This window comes from Nostoc sp., from assembly GCF_036916655.1.
Taxonomy (GTDB): domain Bacteria; phylum Cyanobacteriota; class Cyanobacteriia; order Cyanobacteriales; family Nostocaceae; genus Nostoc.
Window position 1 is genome coordinate 1 of record NZ_JBALFY010000120.1, and the last position, 18,781, is coordinate 18,781.

Sequence of the window (18,781 nt, forward strand, 5' to 3'; positions counted from 1 at the left end):
GCCCAAATATTTACAAACTGGGTTAAAACATTCATCTAGTTATAAGTTGAGTAACCAAGATTTATCAATGATGCACTCCCAAGCTGTTAACGAATTTGTGGGAAATAGAACTTGGCAAAAGTCATATTTTATGCCATCATTAGCTGACCTTGGCATCGTTACTTTTCGGAAATGGCTAGATGAGTTTGCCGGTGGGAAACCTGTATGGCAGGGAGTAGCAGAAGCACCTTTTCAAGAATTAAATGATGAGCAATTATACGATATCTGGCACAGACATACAAAACATTGCCCTAGTTGTCGGCAATCTCTAGTTTTTATAGATAAAGTCCAAAATTTTTGTCAAAACTTGACGCTGGGATTGACGATTTTAGCTTTGTTACTAATCGTAATTAATCTCCCTATAAACATAGTTGTTATACTAATTGTATTTGGCATATTAAGTTTAATTTTCAACTATAAATTAGATTTAATTCGAGAGCGCTTTCTCAGTAGTATTCCCAAAAAAGGTTTACCCGTGGTTGAATTATATGAAAATTAACGTAACTGCCTAGCTAGTAGTAATTGAGGCGAGAAAAACACAGACATTACCAAGTAGCGCCTGAGTAATAACTTCCAGTAAGTTAAGACCCTGCTTAAAAGCAGTGGAAAGAAAAGAACGGATATTCGCAAATGAAACCGCAAAATCGAAGGAGCGAAAACCACCGGAAATCTTCTGCTTACATTTCATCATCCGCAAGTCACGTTCTGCCTGATTATTGGTAAAGGGAACATCAGGTTCTGTCAGAAACCGTAAAACATCACTCTGAAAATTTTGAAGCCGCAACAACAAGTTATGACCAACACGTCGTTTCACCCGCCCACGATTACCTTTGCGGGTTAGGGGTGATTGAGAAGAGTGAAAACTCAGTCCTCGTTGTAGAATTTGCTCATACAGTTGAGTCAGACGAGCAACAATATTTTTGGCAATACCTTTAGGATAACGATGCTTGTAATTGCAAGCTAAAAGCAGCAACTTGTTCATGGATTGTAACGGCTATCGCTATCAAGTCGGCGGTTACGCTATCGCACTCCATAAGACTTCTTGCAGAAGTGGGGAAAAGGGGAATGGGGAAAGGTATGGAATTTTCCCTTCCCCTTTAACATGCAAACATGCACCGCAACATCTTGGCATTTGTTACTTTTGCAAGATGTCTATAACATTGCGGTGAATCTTTTGGATTTGGTTTCTCTGGAGAGAGGATTGGTAGTCTTTATTGCTTAAGAATTCTCCAATTTACTTTTAACTTGGACAATTGATTGCTCCTTGAGGAGAATGACCTTGTAAGGCTTGTAAAATATTTTGAGATGCTTCTATAGCGATGTCATATCGTAAATCATCCACCGCAGATCCTAAATGGGGAGTAAAAAAGGTTTGGTCTTGTTTTTCTAACAAAGATGGAGGAATTTTCGACGGGCGATCGCTACGGGCCCAATCTTCTAGTTCAAACACATCAGCTGCATAACCTGCTAAATGTCCAGAGGCTAAAGCATCACTGACCGCTTGTTCATCAACTACTGAGCCGCGACACGGATTGATCAAGAAACTCCCTGGTTTCATCCGTGCTAAAGATTTCTCATCGATCAAATGAAATGTTTCTGGTTGTAGAGGAACCATCAGCACAACAAAATCACTAGTTGCCAATAGCGTATCTAGGGAAACCTGTGACAAGCACCAAGTTGCTGCTTTTTCCTTGGGTAAAGGTATCGCATCGGTGTAAATCAAGTTCATTTCAAAACTGGAAAGCCGTTGAGCGAGAGCTTGTCCCAGACTCCCCATACCAACAATTCCTAGTGTTCGGTTTGCTAATCCTATACCGTATAGATGTGGCCGCCAACCTGCAAACGTGCCTTGACGAATCAAGCGATCGCCTAGCAACATCTGACGGGCTAACCCGATAATCAATCCAATGGTCAACTCAGCCGTTGGTACAGCCAATAAGCTAGGGACGATGGTGAACCAAATACCTTGACGAGTGCAGGCATCAACATCAAAGTTATCGTAACCTTTCAATGCTCCGGCGATAATCTTCAATTTTGGACAAGCTTTCAGAAACGCCTCATCGATTCGATCTGGCATAAAAACCATCAAAGCTTCAGCGTCCTGCGCCAACTTAAGAATTTCTTCACGCGGTAAAGTCTCTCTAGTTGGATTTGCAACTACCTCACAATGCTCACTTAAGTTTGTAATAATTTCCGGGTGAACCCAGTGGGTAATTACAACTTTGGGTTTCATCAGCAACCTCCTAGTACCGCAAGGTGGAATTAAAAATTAAAAATGAATACAGCGTAAGCATTTCGTTATTCTGGAACGGTTAGTTTATTTGCACCGTGCTTAGACTAAACGTTTTCTAAGATAACTACTAAAACCATCAACCAGAATGACCATAAGCAAAATTACTAGTAGCACTGCTGAAACTTCCCGATAATTAATCAGGCGAAGTGCGCCAATTAGCTCAAACCCGATGCCACCAGCCCCTACCGCTCCCATAACCGTAGAGGCACGAAAATTATATTCCCATCGATAAAGGGTCAGATCCATCATTTGTGGTAATACCTGCGGCAAAATTCCGTGATAGATCACTTGCACCTTGTTGGCACCAGCAGCTCTTGCTGCTTCTAGCGGTGCTTCATTGACCAGTTCAATATATTCTGCAAAGAATTTGCCGACCATGCCAATCGAGTGAAATCCCACCGCCAAGGTTCCGGGTAATGCCCCAAAGCCAACAGCTGCCACAAAGATAATACCCATAATTAGCTCTGGCACAGAGCGCAAGCCGTTGAGAATCAGGCGTGAAACTTGAAATAGCAAGGGATGGGGAGTTGTGTTCTGAGCCGCTAATAAAGATAAAGGCATCGAGAAGACAATGGCTATCGCAGTGCCTGCAACACTCATCGCCAGCGTATCAAATAAAGGTTTGACCCAGTTTCGGGCATCACTAAAATCTGGAGGCAGCATTTGATGTAGCAAGTTTAAGATACTGGGAATGCCATCTGAAAGGCGTTTCTCGTCCCAAAGTCCAACCAGAAAGCAACATATAGCTACAGCCAAAAGTGCGATCGCCCAGGTTACTATCGTTCGATACCATTGCCGCCGTTGTTGTTTCAGTAGCCGATCGAAAGCTGGTAGAGGATTAGGAAGTGTCACGTCGTTTCGCTCCAAATTCAAAATATCAGGAGTCAGAATTCATAATTCAGAATACTCTATTCATAAAGGGATAGAGTTTCAATTAAGAAAACTATTTATAGCAAAGTACTGAGTAAAAACAGAATTCAGTATGAATTTTGATTCCTGAATTCTTCTTATAAATTACTTTTGCAACTTGGCAATATCAAGATTAAGAATTTTTGCTAAGTCTCTGATGCTATCATAATCTTTATCTTTCGCGGCTCCAAAACCATCAGCTTTGAAGGGTTTAAGAACATCTTTATCATTCAATGCAAGAAATGCTGCACGAATTTTTTCTTTTAGTGGCGGTGCTAAATCAGAACGCATTGTCCAGGGATATTCAGGATACTCTTTAGACTCTGCAATCACCTTAACTTTACTAGAATCAATTACTTTGCGTTCAATTAAGGATTCAAAGATGGGTTTACTCAAGCCACCAACTTGAGCATTACCATTTTGAACTGCCAATGCTACAGCATCATGTGAACCTGTGAACGCCTCTTGGTAGTCTTTTCCGCCGGGTTGCAATCCGCTACTTGCCAGCATTGATTTAGGAATCAAATGACTGGAAGTAGATGCTTGGTCTCCAAAGGCTACCGTTTTACCCTTGACTTCTGCTAGTGACTTGACACCACTAGCTGTGTTAGCAATGATCACAGACTGATAAGTAGTTTTACCGTTTTTCTTCAAAGCTGCAAATGGCTCAATATCACTCTTGGTTTTTGCCAAAACGTAAGAAAGTGGCCCAAAATAAGCTAAATCAATACGCTTGTTACTTGCTGCCTCAATCATCGAGGAGTAGTCAGTTGTAACGACAAGTTCAATATGTTTTTGTAGCTTTGTCTCAAGATACTTTTTAAATCCTTCATTTTTTTTAATCAAACTTGAAGGAGATTCATCAGGTAATAAAGCTACTTTTAGGGTTTGAGGGTCAGCCGAATCTGATGCGACGACTGGACTATTGCCAGAACCTGATTGCTTATTTGCAGATTGGTTACTGGGACTTTGACAACCGATTAAGGTAGCCATAATTAGTGTCATTGAGACAAGCGATCGCTTGTTTAGTAAAACAGTCATTGAGGTTATCCTAAATTAATATAAAAACAGTACAGGAAATTTAGCCATTAGGAATTAATAGTTTCCTGAAAGCCTTGATCGTGAGAACTATCTTTGTCACTATAAAGTTGCTTTAATTGGTAGGCACTGATATCTGCTGGCTTACCATCTAAAACAACCTTTCCCTGAGATAACCCAATAATTCGATCCGCGTAAATTCTTGCGAGATCGATCTGGTGCAGACTGAGGATTGCAGAAATTCCATCTTCTTGACAAGTCTGGCGCAGAAATGAAAGGACTTTGTGAGCGCTAGTCGGATCGAGACTAGCAACAGGCTCATCGGCCAAAATCAATTGTGGTTTTTGTGCTAAGGCGCGTGCGATACCAACCCTTTGCTGTTGACCCCCGCTAAGAGCATCCACTCGTGTTAGAGCTTTATGCAAAAGTCCAACCCGATCTAAACATTCTAAGGCAATATACTGATCTGCTTTGGGCAAAGGAAAGAAACTTCGTAGTGTTGAATGGTACGCTAAACGACCCACTAATACATTCCCAAGAGCCGTTTGCCGACTAATAAGTTGATGCTGCTGAAAAATCATCCCTGTACGCTTGCGATGTTCATACAACACCTTACGGTTATGTAGATTCCCCAATTCTTCAACTATCACAGTACCAGTTGTGGGGCGATTAAGATAGTTAAGACAGCGCAGTAAAGTTGATTTTCCAGAACCAGATGCTCCCAAAATAACAGTGAACTGACCTTTTATAAAGCTCAGAGAAATAGGTTTAATCCCTATTACTCCGCCTTTATAAGTCATACTTAGACGATCAAGTTGAATCATATTTACTAGTCATTTTAGGGATAAGATGTCAAATTTTATGGTAAAGTTTTATGATATAAAATTAGTTTAAGTTTTGAGTTTTGCTGTAACTACCATCAATCCCCACACAATCCCAAAACGAGTTTTTGTTGCACGAAAAACCACAAAAATTTCATCTTTAAGAAAGCGGTGCAATTCATTTTGGGTATAACACTATGAGCCGGATCAAAAATCTTAAGTACTAAATCAAATATTTTACAAATTAAATAATCTCTACACCAATCTAAAATAACGACTTCACCATCAGGCTTTAACACACGTCTCATCTCTTTTAATGCAGCAAGTGGCTCATTAAAGTAATGAAACGAATTAGCAGACACAATTACATCAAAACTATTACTGTCAAATGGCAACCTTGATGCACTTGCTATCTGAAATGATACTTGAGGATAAGCACTACATTTGAGTTTAGCGATTGCCAGCATTTCCTCTGAAATGTCTATAACAACAATTTGTTGCGATGAATACTCAGTTAGTAGTAAACGTTCAAACTCACCAGTACCACACGCAATATCAAGTACAATATCTGTTGGTGATATCTCTACCCAGGTTTTAAGGAAAGACAGTGTGTTAACTATATAATCTCTCCAGCGTAGATCGTAAACGGCAGCTAATTGGTTGTACTGTTTGCGAACTGTAGTTTCGCTCATGCTGGTTTCTGTAATAAGGGTTTCAAGTTGGCTTATCTTTTTTAATAATTGTATTCTAATATACATTTATTAGCTTAACAGAAGTAATTCCTATTAGGCAATCTCAAGTTCACTAAAGAAGAATTCAGAAGCCAAAATTCAGCAATCTTGACTTGACGTTTATTTTGGGATGGCAAGAATAATTAACGCCTTCAGAGGAAAGGAATTAAAATGATTTTCCAACAGAATCGCATAAGGCTTCTCCATTTGCCAGTAGTGTGAAAAACACTGAGCGATCGCTAATTTATTTTGGTACTGAATGCTGTCAGCGGATAGCGAGGGTTTGCCCAGTGCTAAGTAAAAAATACTAGTCTATAATCCCCAATCCCTTTTTGATGTGTTCTGGTGTATGTAGTTCATGATGCAATACAGTTCAGTTAAGCGTTTCTTCCTTCTCTTTACGTCCTTTGTATCCTTCTCTAACGAGACGCTGCGCGATAGCGGTTCGTTAAAAAATTGACTTTGGCAAAGGATTTTAGCCTTAACTGAAGCATATTGGTTCATGATGACTATTTACTTTTCAAGTGAGAGAATGTACACCATTTTGGGATTAATAAATGTGAAACCTCTCTGAAGAGAACAGGCTCCAAAAGGATAAAAACCATGCACCAGCAACTTTTTTGTAAAGTTGTAACCCATATTCTTGGTAGAAAGACTGCTTTTTTTACCTCAGTATTAGCGATCGCCATATTTGGCATGGCCTGTACTCCAACTCGTGAAAGTTCATCTGCAAGTCAGCCAAACACTGCTCAGTCGCCTGCTAGCACGACCGCCGGAGAAGAACAAGCAACCATTACAATGGCGGTGATTCCCTGGCAGGTTTCAGCCGAACAAGAAAAGAGACTCCAACCTTTGTCTGACTACCTGAGCAAAGCACTAAAACGACCCTTTAAATTTGAAATTACTAAGGACTACGAAACAGCCATTGATTTATTAGTCCAAAAAAAGGTAGATATTGCCTATCTTGCACCCACCAGTTACATCGAAGCTCATCGCCGTGATCCCAAGATTGAGCCATTGGTTGCTCAAATTAATAAAGAAACAAAACGACCTTGGTACACAGCTGTAATTATTGTCAGCAAGGCAAGTGGCATCAAAACCCTCAAGGATTTGAAAGGTAAGCGATTTGCTTTCGTCACCAAGTTATCGACATCTGGATATGTCGTACCAACAGCTCATTTTCAGGAAATAAATATTAATCCTGAACGAGACTTTAGCTCGGTAATCTTCGCTGGCAGCCATGATAAAGCAAAACAAGCTTTAGTCAAGGGGGAAGTAGATGCGATCGCAGACGATCGTCGCTCTTATACCGATCAAGTCAATGAAGGGAAGATTGACCCCAAGAAATACACAATTATCTGGGAATCTGTCCCGCTTCCTAGCGTACCTCTTGTTGCATCTAGTAAAGTCTCCGTCGAGTTGAAAGATAACTTGAAAAAGGCATTGATTGACGCTCCAGCAGGTCTTGTAGACCCTACAGGCGGTATTGGAGTTGGCTACACTTTGGTGCAAGACGGAGATTACGACATCGTTAGAGAGTTGCAAAAACGAGTTTCCAGCAAATGAGGCTAACCAAGATATGCGGATAACGACCAAATGTATTGGATCGTCTGCGATCGTTCTGGGATTGGTTGCCTCTACCCAAATTGGAGGCGACCTCTTTATCAGGCAAGCAGAACAAAAAGCACAGGATACCCAGGCAAAAAATACTCAGGCTTTGACGACCATCCTGCAAATAAATCTCTCTTTGAATAATGAAGTAGCCGCGCTTAAGGACATGATCTTGCTCAAACGCGATGCTTCCAATCTGGTGAAATATCAGGAAGCCCTATCTGGATTTACTAAAAATTTGGCTGAGTTACAAAATTTAAAGCCAGAGATAAAGTCAGAGTTAGTCAAGATTAGCGATCGCCATAGCTTGCTTGCTAATCTAATAATCGAATTAACCAATCAATCTAACACAGATAAGCCCTTAGAATTAGCTGAATCCCAACAGGATTTTCGAGTAATCAACGCTTTTTCTCGCGATATTGAACTTTACTTAAAATTATTAACTCAAAAGCTTCAGCAACAGGATAGCTTCGCAAAGCAAGAATTTAATAACTTTAAACAGACTACTCAACTTGCCAGACAAATTCTGCTGTTGTCCATTCTGCTAGTTTTTGTGGGTCAGTTATTGCTAATCCTTTTACCAGTAATTCGCTCGATTCAAAAGCTCCAACAGGGAGCAGCAAAAATTGGAGATGGCAATCTAGAATACCGTCTGAATATTCAAACCGAAGACGAAATCCAAGAACTCGCAGAAGCTTTTAACCGAATGGCAGGAACTCTAGCTGAATCCTATCGCTCCCTAGAGTTAAAAAAAGAACTTGCTGATACAGCAAATCGTGCCAAAAGTGAGTTCTTAGCTAACATGAGCCACGAATTGCGAACTCCTCTTAACGGTATTCTGGGTTATGCTCAAATTCTCCAACGGGATAAGAGTTTAACTGATAAACAGCAAGACGGCTTAAGAATTATTCACCAGTGCGGTTCACACCTATTAACATTAATTAACGACATTCTAGATTTATCTAAAATAGAAGCTCAAAGAATGGAACTTTACAAAAGTGACTTCCATTTTCCGGCGTTTCTCCAGAGCGTGGTAGAAATTTGTCGAATTCGTGCTGAACAAAAAGGTATTTCATTTATTTATCAACCAAATTCAGAACTACCTATTGGCATTTGGGCAGATGAAAAACGATTGCGACAAGTCTTAATTAATCTACTAGGTAATGCCATTAAATTTACTGAGAAAGGAGGAGTGAGATTTACTATTAGCTTTGTAGACCAATTTTTAGTCAATGAAAGTAACCAAAAACCAATTCATAGAATTCGATTTCAAATCATCGATACGGGAATTGGTATGAGTCAAGAACAGGTAGAGAAAATATTCTTACCATTTGAGCAAGTCGGAGAGATTAAAAAGCAATCAGAAGGTACTGGGTTAGGTTTAGCTATTAGTCAGCGAATTGTGCAATTAATGGATAGTACAATCCAAGTAAAAAGTGAAATAGGTCAGGGCAGCACTTTTTGGATTGACTTGGATTTACAAGAATCAGTGGATTGGATGCAATCAGGTAGAGTGGTGTCTGCTGGTAAAATTATCGGAATTGCTACTGGAAAGAGGAGAATCCTAATTGTAGATGATAAGTGGGAAAACCGTTCTGTTGTTATAAATCTATTAGAGGAGATTGGATTTGAAATTATAGAGGCAAGTGACGGTCAGGAAGGTTTAGATAAAGCTATGCAATTTCTGCCGGACTTAATCATTACAGACCTGACAATGCCCGTCATGGATGGCTTTGAATTAACACGTCGCCTGCGCCAGCAAGAAGAGTTTCAGGAGTTGAGCATCATAGTTTCATCTGCTAGCGTGTTTGAATCTGACCAACACAAAAGTTTAGGAGTTGGTGCAGACGATTTTTTACCTAAACCTGTACATGCTGATGATTTACTTCAGAAGCTAGAAAAATATTTACAAATTGAATGGGTGTATGAAACTGTACCAGAAAAATCTGGAAATGGGACAGTAAACACTATCTATAACCAAAATAGTGGTGTCGTAACTCCTGAAAGCACAATTGTTGGGATTACTGGCAATAAGCAGAAAATTTTGCTCGTAGATGATAATCGGGAAAACCGTTCTATTGTTATCAATTTATTAAGTGATATTGGTTTTGAAATAACGGAGGCAACTAATGGTCAAGACGGCTTAGATAAAGCAGTCGAGTTGAAACCTGATTTAATTATCACTGACTTGTCTATGCCAGTCATGAATGGCTTAGAAATGATTCGTAACTTGCGTATGTTGCCATTTGATAATTTACCAATAATTGTTTCATCTGCCAGTGTATTTGAATCTGACCAGCATGAGAGTTTAGAGGTTGGTGGCAACGATTTTCTACCTAAACCAGTGCAAGCTAATGAATTGTTCCAGAAGTTACAGAAGCACTTAAAATTTGAGTGGATTTATGATTTGCCCCACAGTCAAGAAGAATTCGACGAAACCCAAAATCTAAAAGTTACCTCTGTTGATTCATCGCTATCAGACATTTGCTTAATTTCTCCACCACCTGAAGAAATCGAGAAACTATTTGATTTGGCGATGAGAGGTAATATCAAAGGCATTCGAGAGCAAGCCCAAAAAATGAAACTTTTGGATGAGAAGTTTATACTATTTGCCGAACAATTAGAGCAACTTGCTAAAAGCTTTCAAATTGAAAAAATTAGGGAATTTATCCAACCATATCGAGGAGAAAAACAATGAATATACCTGTTCTGGAGACAGGCATAATTTTGATTGTGGATGATAATCCCAATAATTTGGAAGTACTATCTGAAGCATTAATGGATACAGGTTGGGAAATATTGATTGCTGTGAATGGTGAAGGAGCGATCGCTCAAGCTGAATACGCTTGTCCTGATATCATACTTTTAGATGTAATGATGCCTGGAATTGACGGATTTACAGCCTGCCAGCGTTTAAAGTTAAATCCTATAACCTGTGATATCCCCATAATTTTTATGACAGCTCTCTCTGAAACTGTCGATAAAGTAAAGGGTTTGAGCTTGGGAGCAGTAGATTACATTACTAAACCGTTTGAGCATGAAGAAGTACTGGCTCGTATCAAGACACATCTAAAAATTCGTAATCTAACTAAGCAACTCCAAAGTCATAATCAGCAACTTAAACAAGAAATAGCCGACCGTCTTGCAGTCGAAACCAAGTTACAAAAGCTGACTCAAGAGTTAGAGCAAAGGGTAGAAGAACGTACTTTGCAACTATCTCAAGCACTTGATAATTTTCAGCAAGCTCAAGTTCGGCTGGTACAACAAGAAAAGATGTCTACCCTTGGTGAGTTGGTCGCTGGAATTGCCCATGAAATTAACAATCCAGTCAACTTCATTTTAGGAAATCTCAATCATGCCTCTGAATACACCCAAAATTTTATTGATCTGTTTCAACTTTATCAAAAATATTATCCCAATCCTGAAGTAGAAATTCAGCAAAAAATAGATGAGATTGATATTGATTTTTTAATGCAAGATTCTCCGCAAATTATGTCGTCTATGTACAAAGGAACAAAGCGCCTAGCACAGATGATTCATTCTCTTAGGCATTTTTCACGTCGGGATGATTCAGCAGTACAACTTATAGATATTCATGAAGGTATTGATAGCACACTATTGATTTTACAATATCGCTTAAAAGCTAACTCAGAACGTTCCGAAATTCAGATTATTAAAGATTATGGAACTTTGCCATCTGTAGAATGTTTTCCAGGCCCACTGAATCAAGTTTTCATGAATCTCCTTGCTAATGCAATAGACGCTATAGAGGAGTCATTGCTAACTAAGAGCAACTATGTTGCAAACCTTCGCCAAATTGCAGTAAATGGCGTTAATTTGTTATCGGTAGAAGATAACGGAAAAATCACGATTCGCACAACTCTAGATCAACAAAGTTCAGTTGTAGTAATTAAAATTGCTGATAATGGCATCGGTATGACAGAAGAAGTCAAACAACGGTTATCTGAACCAATGTTTACTACCAAATCGATAGGAAAGGGTACAGGGTTGGGTTTATCTATAAGTCGGCAAATTATTGAGGAGAAACATGGTGGGACTCTCTCTTTTGTATCTGAGCCGGGGCAAGGGACAGAATTTTGTATTGAAATTCCTTTACTAAGTCAAAAAGCATAAATAACTACGCAGTTACAAAACAGTCTAATCAACGTCAAAATGCGGCACTAAGTAGGTGGTTACAATTAAATATAAGGATGCTGGAGTTTAAAGTGCTGGCTGTAACGCATCGGCACGTTATCAAAAATTATCTAAATGTGACTATCTCAGAAAAATTTACTCCTGTGGCGATCGCTCAAAAGTTACTTGCCAAAATTGATTTGAAATTGGATTATGTCGGGCATTTGGGATCAAGGGAAAATCGGGAGTGTGTTTACCAGTTTGTTCCACTCGATGATGAGCGTGATTCGATTTTTGGGCAGTGGTTAAATCGGGATGAACTGTTTCTTAGGGAGTCGGTGTCAGTCACTAATAATATAACCTGAGTTCGGGATAAGAAATCCTCAAAAGCCTTGAATTATCGTTGTTCGGTCTAAAGCTCTGTTTTTATCTATTGTCAATAAGACATATTGCTGAGATTAGTTTCATTTGTGAACCTTATTGACAAAATGATTCCACTTTTATCCCTGCTTTGAACAATTCCAGTTTTATTCAATCCTGACAGAATAAGCTTTTTAGCTTCTGGCTTAACGCGAACTCAGGTTAATATAGTGTTAGCCACGCCAGTCAGTGACATGAGACCTATTGATATTGCCCCAACATTAAATCAGGTTGAAAGTCCTGCAACCCTTGCTTGGAAGGGGCTAAAGCTGAAAATGCAGCTTGGGTTAGATAGCGCTGGCTCCCTTTACAATGAGCTAGTTTCCACAATTGGCGAGGCTGTCGGCGTTGCTGATGGAGAGCCAATATGGAACGGATATCTGGGGCAGTGGCAGGTTTGGGTTAACTTTGGGAGCGGCTGTACGTCTGTGGTCTGTGATTGGCTGGTGGCGATTTAGGTCACATCCTCACAAAGCTCACCCGATTAATTACAGAGATGATCGCTATATTCCTACATTCGTTAGAAATTTATCAACCCTACCTGCTGCAAGGGGTTTAATGTCATTAAACCTTAAAATGAGAATTGGCGATCGCTAGATATTTACCACTATCAACATTATTTATAAATTTTGTCAAAGTAGATTTTAGAAATCAAAAATATCCTTCATACTTTAAAACAGTAATTCTACGTAAAATTTAAGGAAGGGATGGCAATGACATCTCTATTACAGCGACTAAGTGCAGAACGAAATCGCAAATTCGTGGGACGTGAGCGGGAAGTGGAGCTATTTCTTGATGCGATCGCATCAAGAGAATTACCTTTTCACATTTTGCACGTCTTTGGCCCTGGTGGTGTGGGCAAGACAACCCTCATGCAGCAGTTTTTGCGCTTTTGTGAACGGTCAAAAATATCAACTATCTACGTAGAAGGACGTAATATAGAAGCTGCGCCCGAATCTTTTGTTAGCACGTTGCGTTCGTTGATGGGATTGAATGAATCAGATTCTCCTTTACATGTGCTAGCCCAAAGACAAGAACGTAATGTAATTTTAATTGACACATACGAAGCTATTACCCAGCTAGATGAATGGTTGCGGGAAGGATTCTTACCCCATTTGTCTATTAATACCTTAATTGTGATTGCTGGACGCAATCCCCCCTCATCTAGTTGGTGTAGCGATCCAGGTTGGCAAGCTTTGATGCACAGTTTGCCCCTACGCAATCTTACCCCAGAAGAAAGTCAAACTTATCTCACCACACGAGATATTCCCACTACAGAACACCAGGCGATTCTAGATTTTACCCACGGACATCCTCTAGCATTATCTTTGGTTGCTGAGGTGTTTGCTCAGGGAAAAGAAATCTCTTTTCAAGCAGAATCTGCTCCCAATGTTGTTAAAACACTGTTGTCAAGATTTATAAAAGAAGTACCAACGCCTGTACACCGTATGGCTTTAGAAGCTTGTGCGGTGATCCGGGTTACTACCGAAGCCGCATTAAATCAAATATTGGCTGTGCCTCAAAATACTTCGGCTGGTGAGGCTCACTCTTTAGGGGAAATACCTGATGTTCACGATTTATTTGAGTGGTTGCGCGGACTGTCGTTTATCGAATCAGGGCAATTGGGTTTATTTCCCCACGATTTAGCACGCGAAGTTTTAATTGCTGACTTGCGTTGGCGTAATTCGGAATTTTACACGGAATTACACCACCGAGCGCGTCAATATTATACTAAACGACTAGGACAAACCGAAGGGCAAGAAAAGCATCGAGTGCTACTTGATTATATTTTTTTGCATCGGGATAACTCGGCGATTCGATCCTGTTTCACCTGGGGTGAGCAAAGTAGTTTATTGACAGACTCACTGCGAGAAACTGACAAAACCGCACTGCTGGGGATGGTAGCAGAATACGAAGGCGAAGAATCAGCAAAAATAGCAGATCACTGGTTGAAGCGCCAACCGCAGAATGTAGTAGTATTTCGTGACTTGCACTCCGAACCTGCTGGATTTGCAATGATGGTGGCATTGCACACAGCAACTGTCGAAGATTTGAGTGCAGATCCGGGCGCTCTTGTATCTTGGCAATATCTCCAAACCCATGCACCATTACGTCCTAGCGAAGGCGCAACTATTTTCCGCTTCTGGATGGCGCGGGACACCTATCAAGCTGTTTCTCCCACCCAAAGTCTAATTTTCATTAATTTTGTGCAGTATTTTCAGAAAACAGCGGGGTTAGCATACACCTTTCTACCTTGTGCCCAAGCAGATAGTTGGACAGCAATGTTAAACTACTTTGACTTAATACGACTTTCTGAAACCGATTTTACAGTTGAGGGAAGACACTATGGTGTGTATGGACATGACTGGCGAATTGTATCACCTGCCGCATGGAAGGAAATTTTGGCCCGAAAAGAGGTTACAACTGCTGGAGAATCTGTAGATAATACTCCAGTCGGTGAACCTCTGTTAGTTCTTAGTCAGCCAGAATTTGTGGAGGCGGTGCAGAATGCGTTACGTAACTTTAGTTGTCCTGATGCATTACAGAATAATCCATTAGTGCGATCGCGGAGCGTGTACGAAGTACTCTCGCAAAGCGTGTCAGAACAAGTTGCCACAAAAGCAAGTATGAGCGAGAGTTCAAAGGAAACGCAACTCTCCGACGAGAAGCCGCACTTTGTCCACCGACGCGATGCCTGGGGTGGACAAAGCCAACGCGTTAAAGTTTTACAAAATCTGGTGAAACAAGCAGTTGAATCCTTGCAATCATCCCCGCGTGATGAAAAACTCTACCGCGCTGTTTATCGAACTTATTTAAATCCCGCCGCCACGCAAGAACAAGCAGCTGAATTACTAGATTTGCCTTTCAGTACGTATCGCCGTCATCTAAAAGCTGGGATGACAAGAGTTACAGATATTTTATGGCAAAGAGAAATTAGCTAATCAGCGAAAATTACGAGGGCGGAGTGGGAAATAATTTCGTGAGGGAGGATTTCAAAGACTCAAATTCAGCCAAAAAAGTTTTTCAGCCTGTGACAAGCTAATTTCAAAGTAGCCGATTATGCACAAAGCAGTTATTAAAGAAATGAAGATAAATCGTTTCATATTTTCCTCAAAATAAGATTTTATGAGAAACTCATCATATACAACTAGCAATGAATTCAGATAAACTACGACTATCTTTAGTTATGACTAGTTTTGGAATTTTAGGTTCAGCCATTAACAGATAATTGTCCGTTAAGTTAATACCAATTATCCATCAATATGCACTTAATATTTATTCAACAAACTCTAAAATACGCAAAAAAAGAAATTAGTTATTAAGTGCAAGTTTACAGAGAATTGGTATAAGTAATAAATTTGGATGATTCCTTCGGAGGTTAGTTGACAGATTTTAGCTTTTTTAGTTTGCGCTTTAGTATCAAGGTGCTACCAATAATCCCAAAGACTACTGTGCTGGCGATTGAAGAAGGTTCGGGGACAAGTGTAATATTGCCAGGGCCAGTGATGGTATTGGTAAAAGTACCAAAACTGTTATTGCTATTGTCAAATCCAGTAGTGACTAAAAAATATTGATTATTGGCAGTTAAGCTCAAGCCACTAAAACCAGATGTGCCTTCATCTGGAAAAGGATCATTCCCACTGAGTAAATTAACTAATGGGGTAATTGGGTTGAAGCTGTTTTGGTACAAGAACTGGATGCCCAGGAAAGCTTGAGAACCTACAACATTATATGAGCCTGTAGTATCAACAAAGAAAGGCTGGCTGTAGTAAGGGACGGCGGTGCCATTACTAGAAAGTGATGTGGGTGGGTTAGTACCACCTTCAAACCCTTCCGTTTGCGGACGGTTAAAAGTTGGTGCGTTTGTTGTATCACCAGAATATGATATGGTGGATGCCTGAGATGGCAAAATAAAACTTACAGATAGAGCTATGGCTACGCCCAACCCAGGCATCGCAGCAGAGGCAATAGGGATTGAACGTAAGAGCGATTTTTGCCAAAAATTAAATGAACACTTACTCAAACTCTTAAGCTTGGCTATTTTGGAAAACTTGGTAGAGCGATGAGATAGATTGTTTTCTGAGACGATGGATTCTTTAATTGCTTGTGACATATAGTTGTTCTAGGTTATTTTTACAAAACTGAGTGCTTTGTATGATTGCACTTTCATCTAGTTCCAGGGATGAGCAAGCAAAGCCTGTGAAGTAATACCTAAGCCAATTAGGGTAATACATAAGGCACTTGCTACGGGTAACATCTTGATCCTGGGGATCTGGAGTGGCAAATGCTCAAACCGATTTTTGGCGTAGACTAGCATTAAGCCGATTCCAGTTAGTACTGCTGCTAGACCTAAGCTAAAGGCAGACACTAGCGCTAGTCCAAAGCCAACTCGTCCCATTGCGATCGCACTCAGCAACACTACTAAGGCTGAAGGACAAGGTAACAAGCCGCCCGATATTCCCAGCGCTAGTAGGCTAGACCACTTCATGGAACTTACATCACCGTGAGACGGTAGATGCGAATGCTCGTGGTGATGATGGTGATGATGGTGGTCGTGGCTGTGTTGATGGTTTTCATGCTCATGGTCGTGTGAATGACCTTGTAATCGACTGATGAACAAATTTAAACCAATTCCAATTACTAGCAGACCAGAGATTACACTTAGCCAAGGGTATAATTGTTCAGTCAGCACAAACTGAGACGTGCCAAGTGTTACCAGCCCTAAAAGAAATATGCTAGCTGTATGAGTAACCGTCACAGTCAACCCCAGGAATAGAGCGTGTTTGGCATTACTACGGGAACCCACTAGATAAGCACCGACTATCGTTTTCCCATGACCAGGGGACAGGGCGTGTAAACCACCCCATAAAAAGGCGATCGCTAGAGCTATTAAGATAGTCAGGAAATTATGATTTTCCTGGGTAATTAGGCTAGTGAAGATATCGTTGCTTCTTCCTGTCAAAGCATTATCTAAACGGCTGGATGATTTAACTTCCGGTGGAGGCGCTTGTTCGCTCGATGTCAGAGACGGATTGAGTTTAAAGTCAATCCGACGTTGGTCGAGAGGACTACTAAGTAACTCAGTGGGGTAATCTCTCAAGCGGTTGGTGATACTGTTAGAGGTGAAACTACCTTGAATGGGAACGCCATTTGCAGCCACAGTAATTTCACGCCAGCCCAAGCGCTGCGGGTAGAACTTGTCTTCAAATTCTATTAACTGATTCGCGCCGACTAACTCCATTGATCCCTGAAAATTACAACTCAGCCGCAGTGTAGATAATCCTCCGACACCTGGAGGAAATTCGACTGTTGATTTTACCAAAGACAGTGCTTGCAGATGTTTATCGATCGACAGTTCCAGATGTGAGTTGACTTCCTGGCATTTTTGTTCGGGGTATTGAACTGTCTCTACAGGTTCAGCTTTGCGATCGCGATTAGTATCTAAGTGATTAATCTCCTGAAAAGCCGGAATCTCTGCCATGTCTAGAACATAATCAATCCCTACCCCATCGGTTGCTACCTGCACTCCTGCGTAGTGATTGATGGTAAAATTGCCTAAAGGATGAGCATTCGCCTCCGGCATCCAAAATAAACATATTGCGATGATTGCAATATTCCAAGCCAAGTAATGTAGTAGCTTTTTCATGAAGAACTCCCTATAGCGTTAGGAGTGGGAAAAGAGACAGAGGGTACTAAGTTAGCCAAGACTTGACGAGCTTCATCAGCATACTTGTGATGAAATTGAAGATTGAGGCTAACAGCTTGAGTTAATCGCTTTATTGCTTCCTCACGCTTGCCTAAGTGAAACGCAATCATGCCAGCATGAAATTGCAGTAAAGCATCTTCTGTTCCAAAACGAGTTGCCCGTTGTGCTGCCTTTTGGGCTTCTTGCCATTCCCCATTAGCCGCAGCTGCCCAAGCCAAAGTATCCTCTGCATATACATCGTCTCGCACTGCTACTTCACTACGGGCAATCTCTAGTGCCTCTGGTAAGTGGATTCCATGTTCAGTGTAGTAGACAGCCATTGCGCGATCGTAGATTCCTTTAACCTTGCTCAGGTAAGCGACTACCCCGATTAAATCTTCAGTTTCAGCTGCGCCTTTTTGGTCTCCCAAAGCTACTTGAGCATCAGCCTTATACCCCAGTGTTTCTACCAACGGCATCAGTTCTATACCCTGGTTTGTGATATTTATAACATCCTGCCATCGATGCTGTGCCGCATAGAGGCGGGCTAGTCCTGTAAACGCAGCTATATGCCGTGGAAAGAGGTCAAAAGCTTCCCGATATCGCTGCTCAGACAGGGCAAAATCGCCGGCTGCAAAAGCCAGATCCCCAGTCCGCACATGAAACCAAGCGCGAGTTTCGGCGCTCGTCGTGTAGAAAGAGTCCATCTCCTGCATAGCCTCATCTAGCAGTTGCCGTGCTGAGGCTAGATTGCCAGTTAACTCTAAGTAACGGGCGACAACTGCGTTATGACCAGAGTTCGATTCTTCTTGTACAAGGTTCTGCAAGAGTTGATGAGTTGCTTCATAATCACCCAACTCCATCTGAATCGATGCCAAGAGCGAGACAATATTGGGATTATCAAGAGATGAATTATTTAACACATTTAAAGCTTCTCGAAACTGATGTTGAGATAGTAAAGCTGATGCTAGGAGCATCGAAGAAACCTGATTATGGCGCGGCTCTAGTGCCAGGGATCTACGTGCCGCTTGTTCTGCTCGTAACACATCGTCTATATCTCCAATTTCTCGAAAGCGCCTCAAATATTGATCGGCTAACA

Annotated in this window: 14 protein-coding genes and 2 pseudogenes; 7 read left to right on the plus strand and 9 right to left on the minus strand. The window is 40.9% G+C overall.

Features of this window, described 5'->3' with window-relative positions; translation table 11 throughout:
• Nucleotides 1–538, plus strand: a pseudogene (locus tag V7L31_RS31960) (Rieske 2Fe-2S domain-containing protein); the annotation flags it as partial.
• Between the two features lie 9 nt (nucleotides 539–547).
• Here the strand turns inward: V7L31_RS31960 and V7L31_RS31965 are convergent.
• The 6 genes and pseudogenes from V7L31_RS31965 to V7L31_RS31990 all read right to left on the minus strand — a co-directional run bounded on the left by V7L31_RS31965 (nucleotide 548) and on the right by V7L31_RS31990 (nucleotide 5,792).
• Nucleotides 548–1,021 (minus strand): IS66 family transposase, encoded by a 474-nt coding sequence (locus V7L31_RS31965; protein ID WP_442944527.1) that lies wholly within the window; start codon nucleotides 1,019–1,021, stop codon nucleotides 548–550.
• Between the two features lie 258 nt (nucleotides 1,022–1,279).
• Nucleotides 1,280–2,272, minus strand: coding sequence for a phosphonate dehydrogenase (locus tag V7L31_RS31970; protein ID WP_334699953.1), 993 nt, complete (start codon nucleotides 2,270–2,272; stop codon nucleotides 1,280–1,282).
• 99 nt (nucleotides 2,273–2,371) lie between these two features.
• The gene (gene phnE, locus V7L31_RS31975) at nucleotides 2,372–3,184 is read right to left on the minus strand and encodes a phosphonate ABC transporter, permease protein PhnE (RefSeq protein WP_334699954.1); all 813 of its coding nucleotides are present in this window, start codon (nucleotides 3,182–3,184) and stop codon (nucleotides 2,372–2,374) included.
• Between the two features lie 162 nt (nucleotides 3,185–3,346).
• Complete coding sequence (gene phnD, locus V7L31_RS31980) at nucleotides 3,347–4,282, minus strand: phosphate/phosphite/phosphonate ABC transporter substrate-binding protein (protein ID WP_334699955.1); 936 nt, start codon at nucleotides 4,280–4,282, stop codon at nucleotides 3,347–3,349.
• 47 nt (nucleotides 4,283–4,329) lie between these two features.
• The gene (phnC, locus tag V7L31_RS31985) at nucleotides 4,330–5,103 is read right to left on the minus strand and encodes a phosphonate ABC transporter ATP-binding protein (protein ID WP_334699956.1); all 774 of its coding nucleotides are present in this window, start codon (nucleotides 5,101–5,103) and stop codon (nucleotides 4,330–4,332) included.
• Nucleotides 5,104–5,169: 66 nt separating this feature from the next.
• A pseudogene (locus V7L31_RS31990) lies at nucleotides 5,170–5,792 on the minus strand (class I SAM-dependent methyltransferase).
• Nucleotides 5,793–6,434: 642 nt separating this feature from the next.
• Between V7L31_RS31990 and V7L31_RS31995 the strand changes: the two are divergent.
• The 6 genes from V7L31_RS31995 to V7L31_RS32020 all read left to right on the plus strand — a co-directional run bounded on the left by V7L31_RS31995 (nucleotide 6,435) and on the right by V7L31_RS32020 (nucleotide 14,938).
• Nucleotides 6,435–7,397 (plus strand): phosphate/phosphite/phosphonate ABC transporter substrate-binding protein, encoded by a 963-nt coding sequence (locus tag V7L31_RS31995; protein ID WP_334699957.1) that lies wholly within the window; start codon nucleotides 6,435–6,437, stop codon nucleotides 7,395–7,397.
• A 13-nt stretch (nucleotides 7,398–7,410) separates the two neighbouring features.
• A complete protein-coding gene (locus tag V7L31_RS32000; RefSeq protein WP_334699958.1) occupies nucleotides 7,411–10,140 on the plus strand; it encodes a response regulator in 2,730 nt (909 codons plus the stop codon).
• The gene (locus V7L31_RS32005) at nucleotides 10,137–11,576 is read left to right on the plus strand and encodes a hybrid sensor histidine kinase/response regulator (RefSeq protein WP_334699959.1); all 1,440 of its coding nucleotides are present in this window, start codon (nucleotides 10,137–10,139) and stop codon (nucleotides 11,574–11,576) included. The genes V7L31_RS32000 and V7L31_RS32005 overlap by 4 nt, the downstream gene beginning before the upstream one ends.
• A 77-nt stretch (nucleotides 11,577–11,653) precedes the next feature.
• Nucleotides 11,654–11,941, plus strand: coding sequence for a hypothetical protein (locus tag V7L31_RS32010; protein WP_334699960.1), 288 nt, complete (start codon nucleotides 11,654–11,656; stop codon nucleotides 11,939–11,941).
• A gap of 249 nt (nucleotides 11,942–12,190) precedes the next feature.
• Complete coding sequence (locus V7L31_RS32015) at nucleotides 12,191–12,454, plus strand: hypothetical protein (RefSeq protein ID WP_334699961.1); 264 nt, start codon at nucleotides 12,191–12,193, stop codon at nucleotides 12,452–12,454.
• A gap of 255 nt (nucleotides 12,455–12,709) precedes the next feature.
• A complete protein-coding gene (locus V7L31_RS32020; protein ID WP_334699962.1) occupies nucleotides 12,710–14,938 on the plus strand; it encodes an AAA family ATPase in 2,229 nt (742 codons plus the stop codon).
• Between the two features lie 437 nt (nucleotides 14,939–15,375).
• On the opposite strand, the gene V7L31_RS32025 is transcribed toward V7L31_RS32020, so the two are convergent.
• The 3 genes from V7L31_RS32025 to V7L31_RS32035 form a co-directional block, all read right to left on the minus strand.
• The gene (locus V7L31_RS32025; RefSeq protein ID WP_334699963.1) at nucleotides 15,376–16,110 is read right to left on the minus strand and encodes a hypothetical protein; all 735 of its coding nucleotides are present in this window, start codon (nucleotides 16,108–16,110) and stop codon (nucleotides 15,376–15,378) included.
• 57 nt (nucleotides 16,111–16,167) lie between these two features.
• Complete coding sequence (locus tag V7L31_RS32030) at nucleotides 16,168–17,643, minus strand: nickel/cobalt transporter (protein ID WP_334699964.1); 1,476 nt, start codon at nucleotides 17,641–17,643, stop codon at nucleotides 16,168–16,170.
• Nucleotides 17,640–18,781 (minus strand): tetratricopeptide repeat protein (locus tag V7L31_RS32035; RefSeq protein WP_334699965.1); only part of this gene is annotated, 1,142 nt, incomplete at its 5' end. The genes V7L31_RS32030 and V7L31_RS32035, both read right to left, overlap by 4 nt.

What these genes read in the sequence shown, in the direction of transcription:
- V7L31_RS32020 (WP_334699962.1), top strand. Translation starts at nt 12,710, where the DNA reads ATGACATCTCTATTACAGCGACTAAGTGCAGAACGAAATCGCAAATTC.
- V7L31_RS31970 (WP_334699953.1), bottom strand. Translation starts at nt 2,272, where the DNA reads ATGAAACCCAAAGTTGTAATTACCCACTGGGTTCACCCGGAAATTATT.
- V7L31_RS32030 (WP_334699964.1), bottom strand. Translation starts at nt 17,643, where the DNA reads ATGAAAAAGCTACTACATTACTTGGCTTGGAATATTGCAATCATCGCA.
- V7L31_RS31965 (WP_442944527.1), bottom strand. Translation starts at nt 1,021, where the DNA reads ATGAACAAGTTGCTGCTTTTAGCTTGCAATTACAAGCATCGTTATCCT.
- V7L31_RS31995 (WP_334699957.1), top strand. Translation starts at nt 6,435, where the DNA reads ATGCACCAGCAACTTTTTTGTAAAGTTGTAACCCATATTCTTGGTAGA.
- phnD (WP_334699955.1), bottom strand. Translation starts at nt 4,282, where the DNA reads ATGACTGTTTTACTAAACAAGCGATCGCTTGTCTCAATGACACTAATT.
- phnC (WP_334699956.1), bottom strand. Translation starts at nt 5,103, where the DNA reads ATGATTCAACTTGATCGTCTAAGTATGACTTATAAAGGCGGAGTAATA.
- V7L31_RS32010 (WP_334699960.1), top strand. Translation starts at nt 11,654, where the DNA reads ATGCTGGAGTTTAAAGTGCTGGCTGTAACGCATCGGCACGTTATCAAA.
- V7L31_RS32025 (WP_334699963.1), bottom strand. Translation starts at nt 16,110, where the DNA reads ATGTCACAAGCAATTAAAGAATCCATCGTCTCAGAAAACAATCTATCT.
- V7L31_RS32005 (WP_334699959.1), top strand. Translation starts at nt 10,137, where the DNA reads ATGAATATACCTGTTCTGGAGACAGGCATAATTTTGATTGTGGATGAT.
- V7L31_RS32000 (WP_334699958.1), top strand. Translation starts at nt 7,411, where the DNA reads ATGCGGATAACGACCAAATGTATTGGATCGTCTGCGATCGTTCTGGGA.
- V7L31_RS32015 (WP_334699961.1), top strand. Translation starts at nt 12,191, where the DNA reads ATGAGACCTATTGATATTGCCCCAACATTAAATCAGGTTGAAAGTCCT.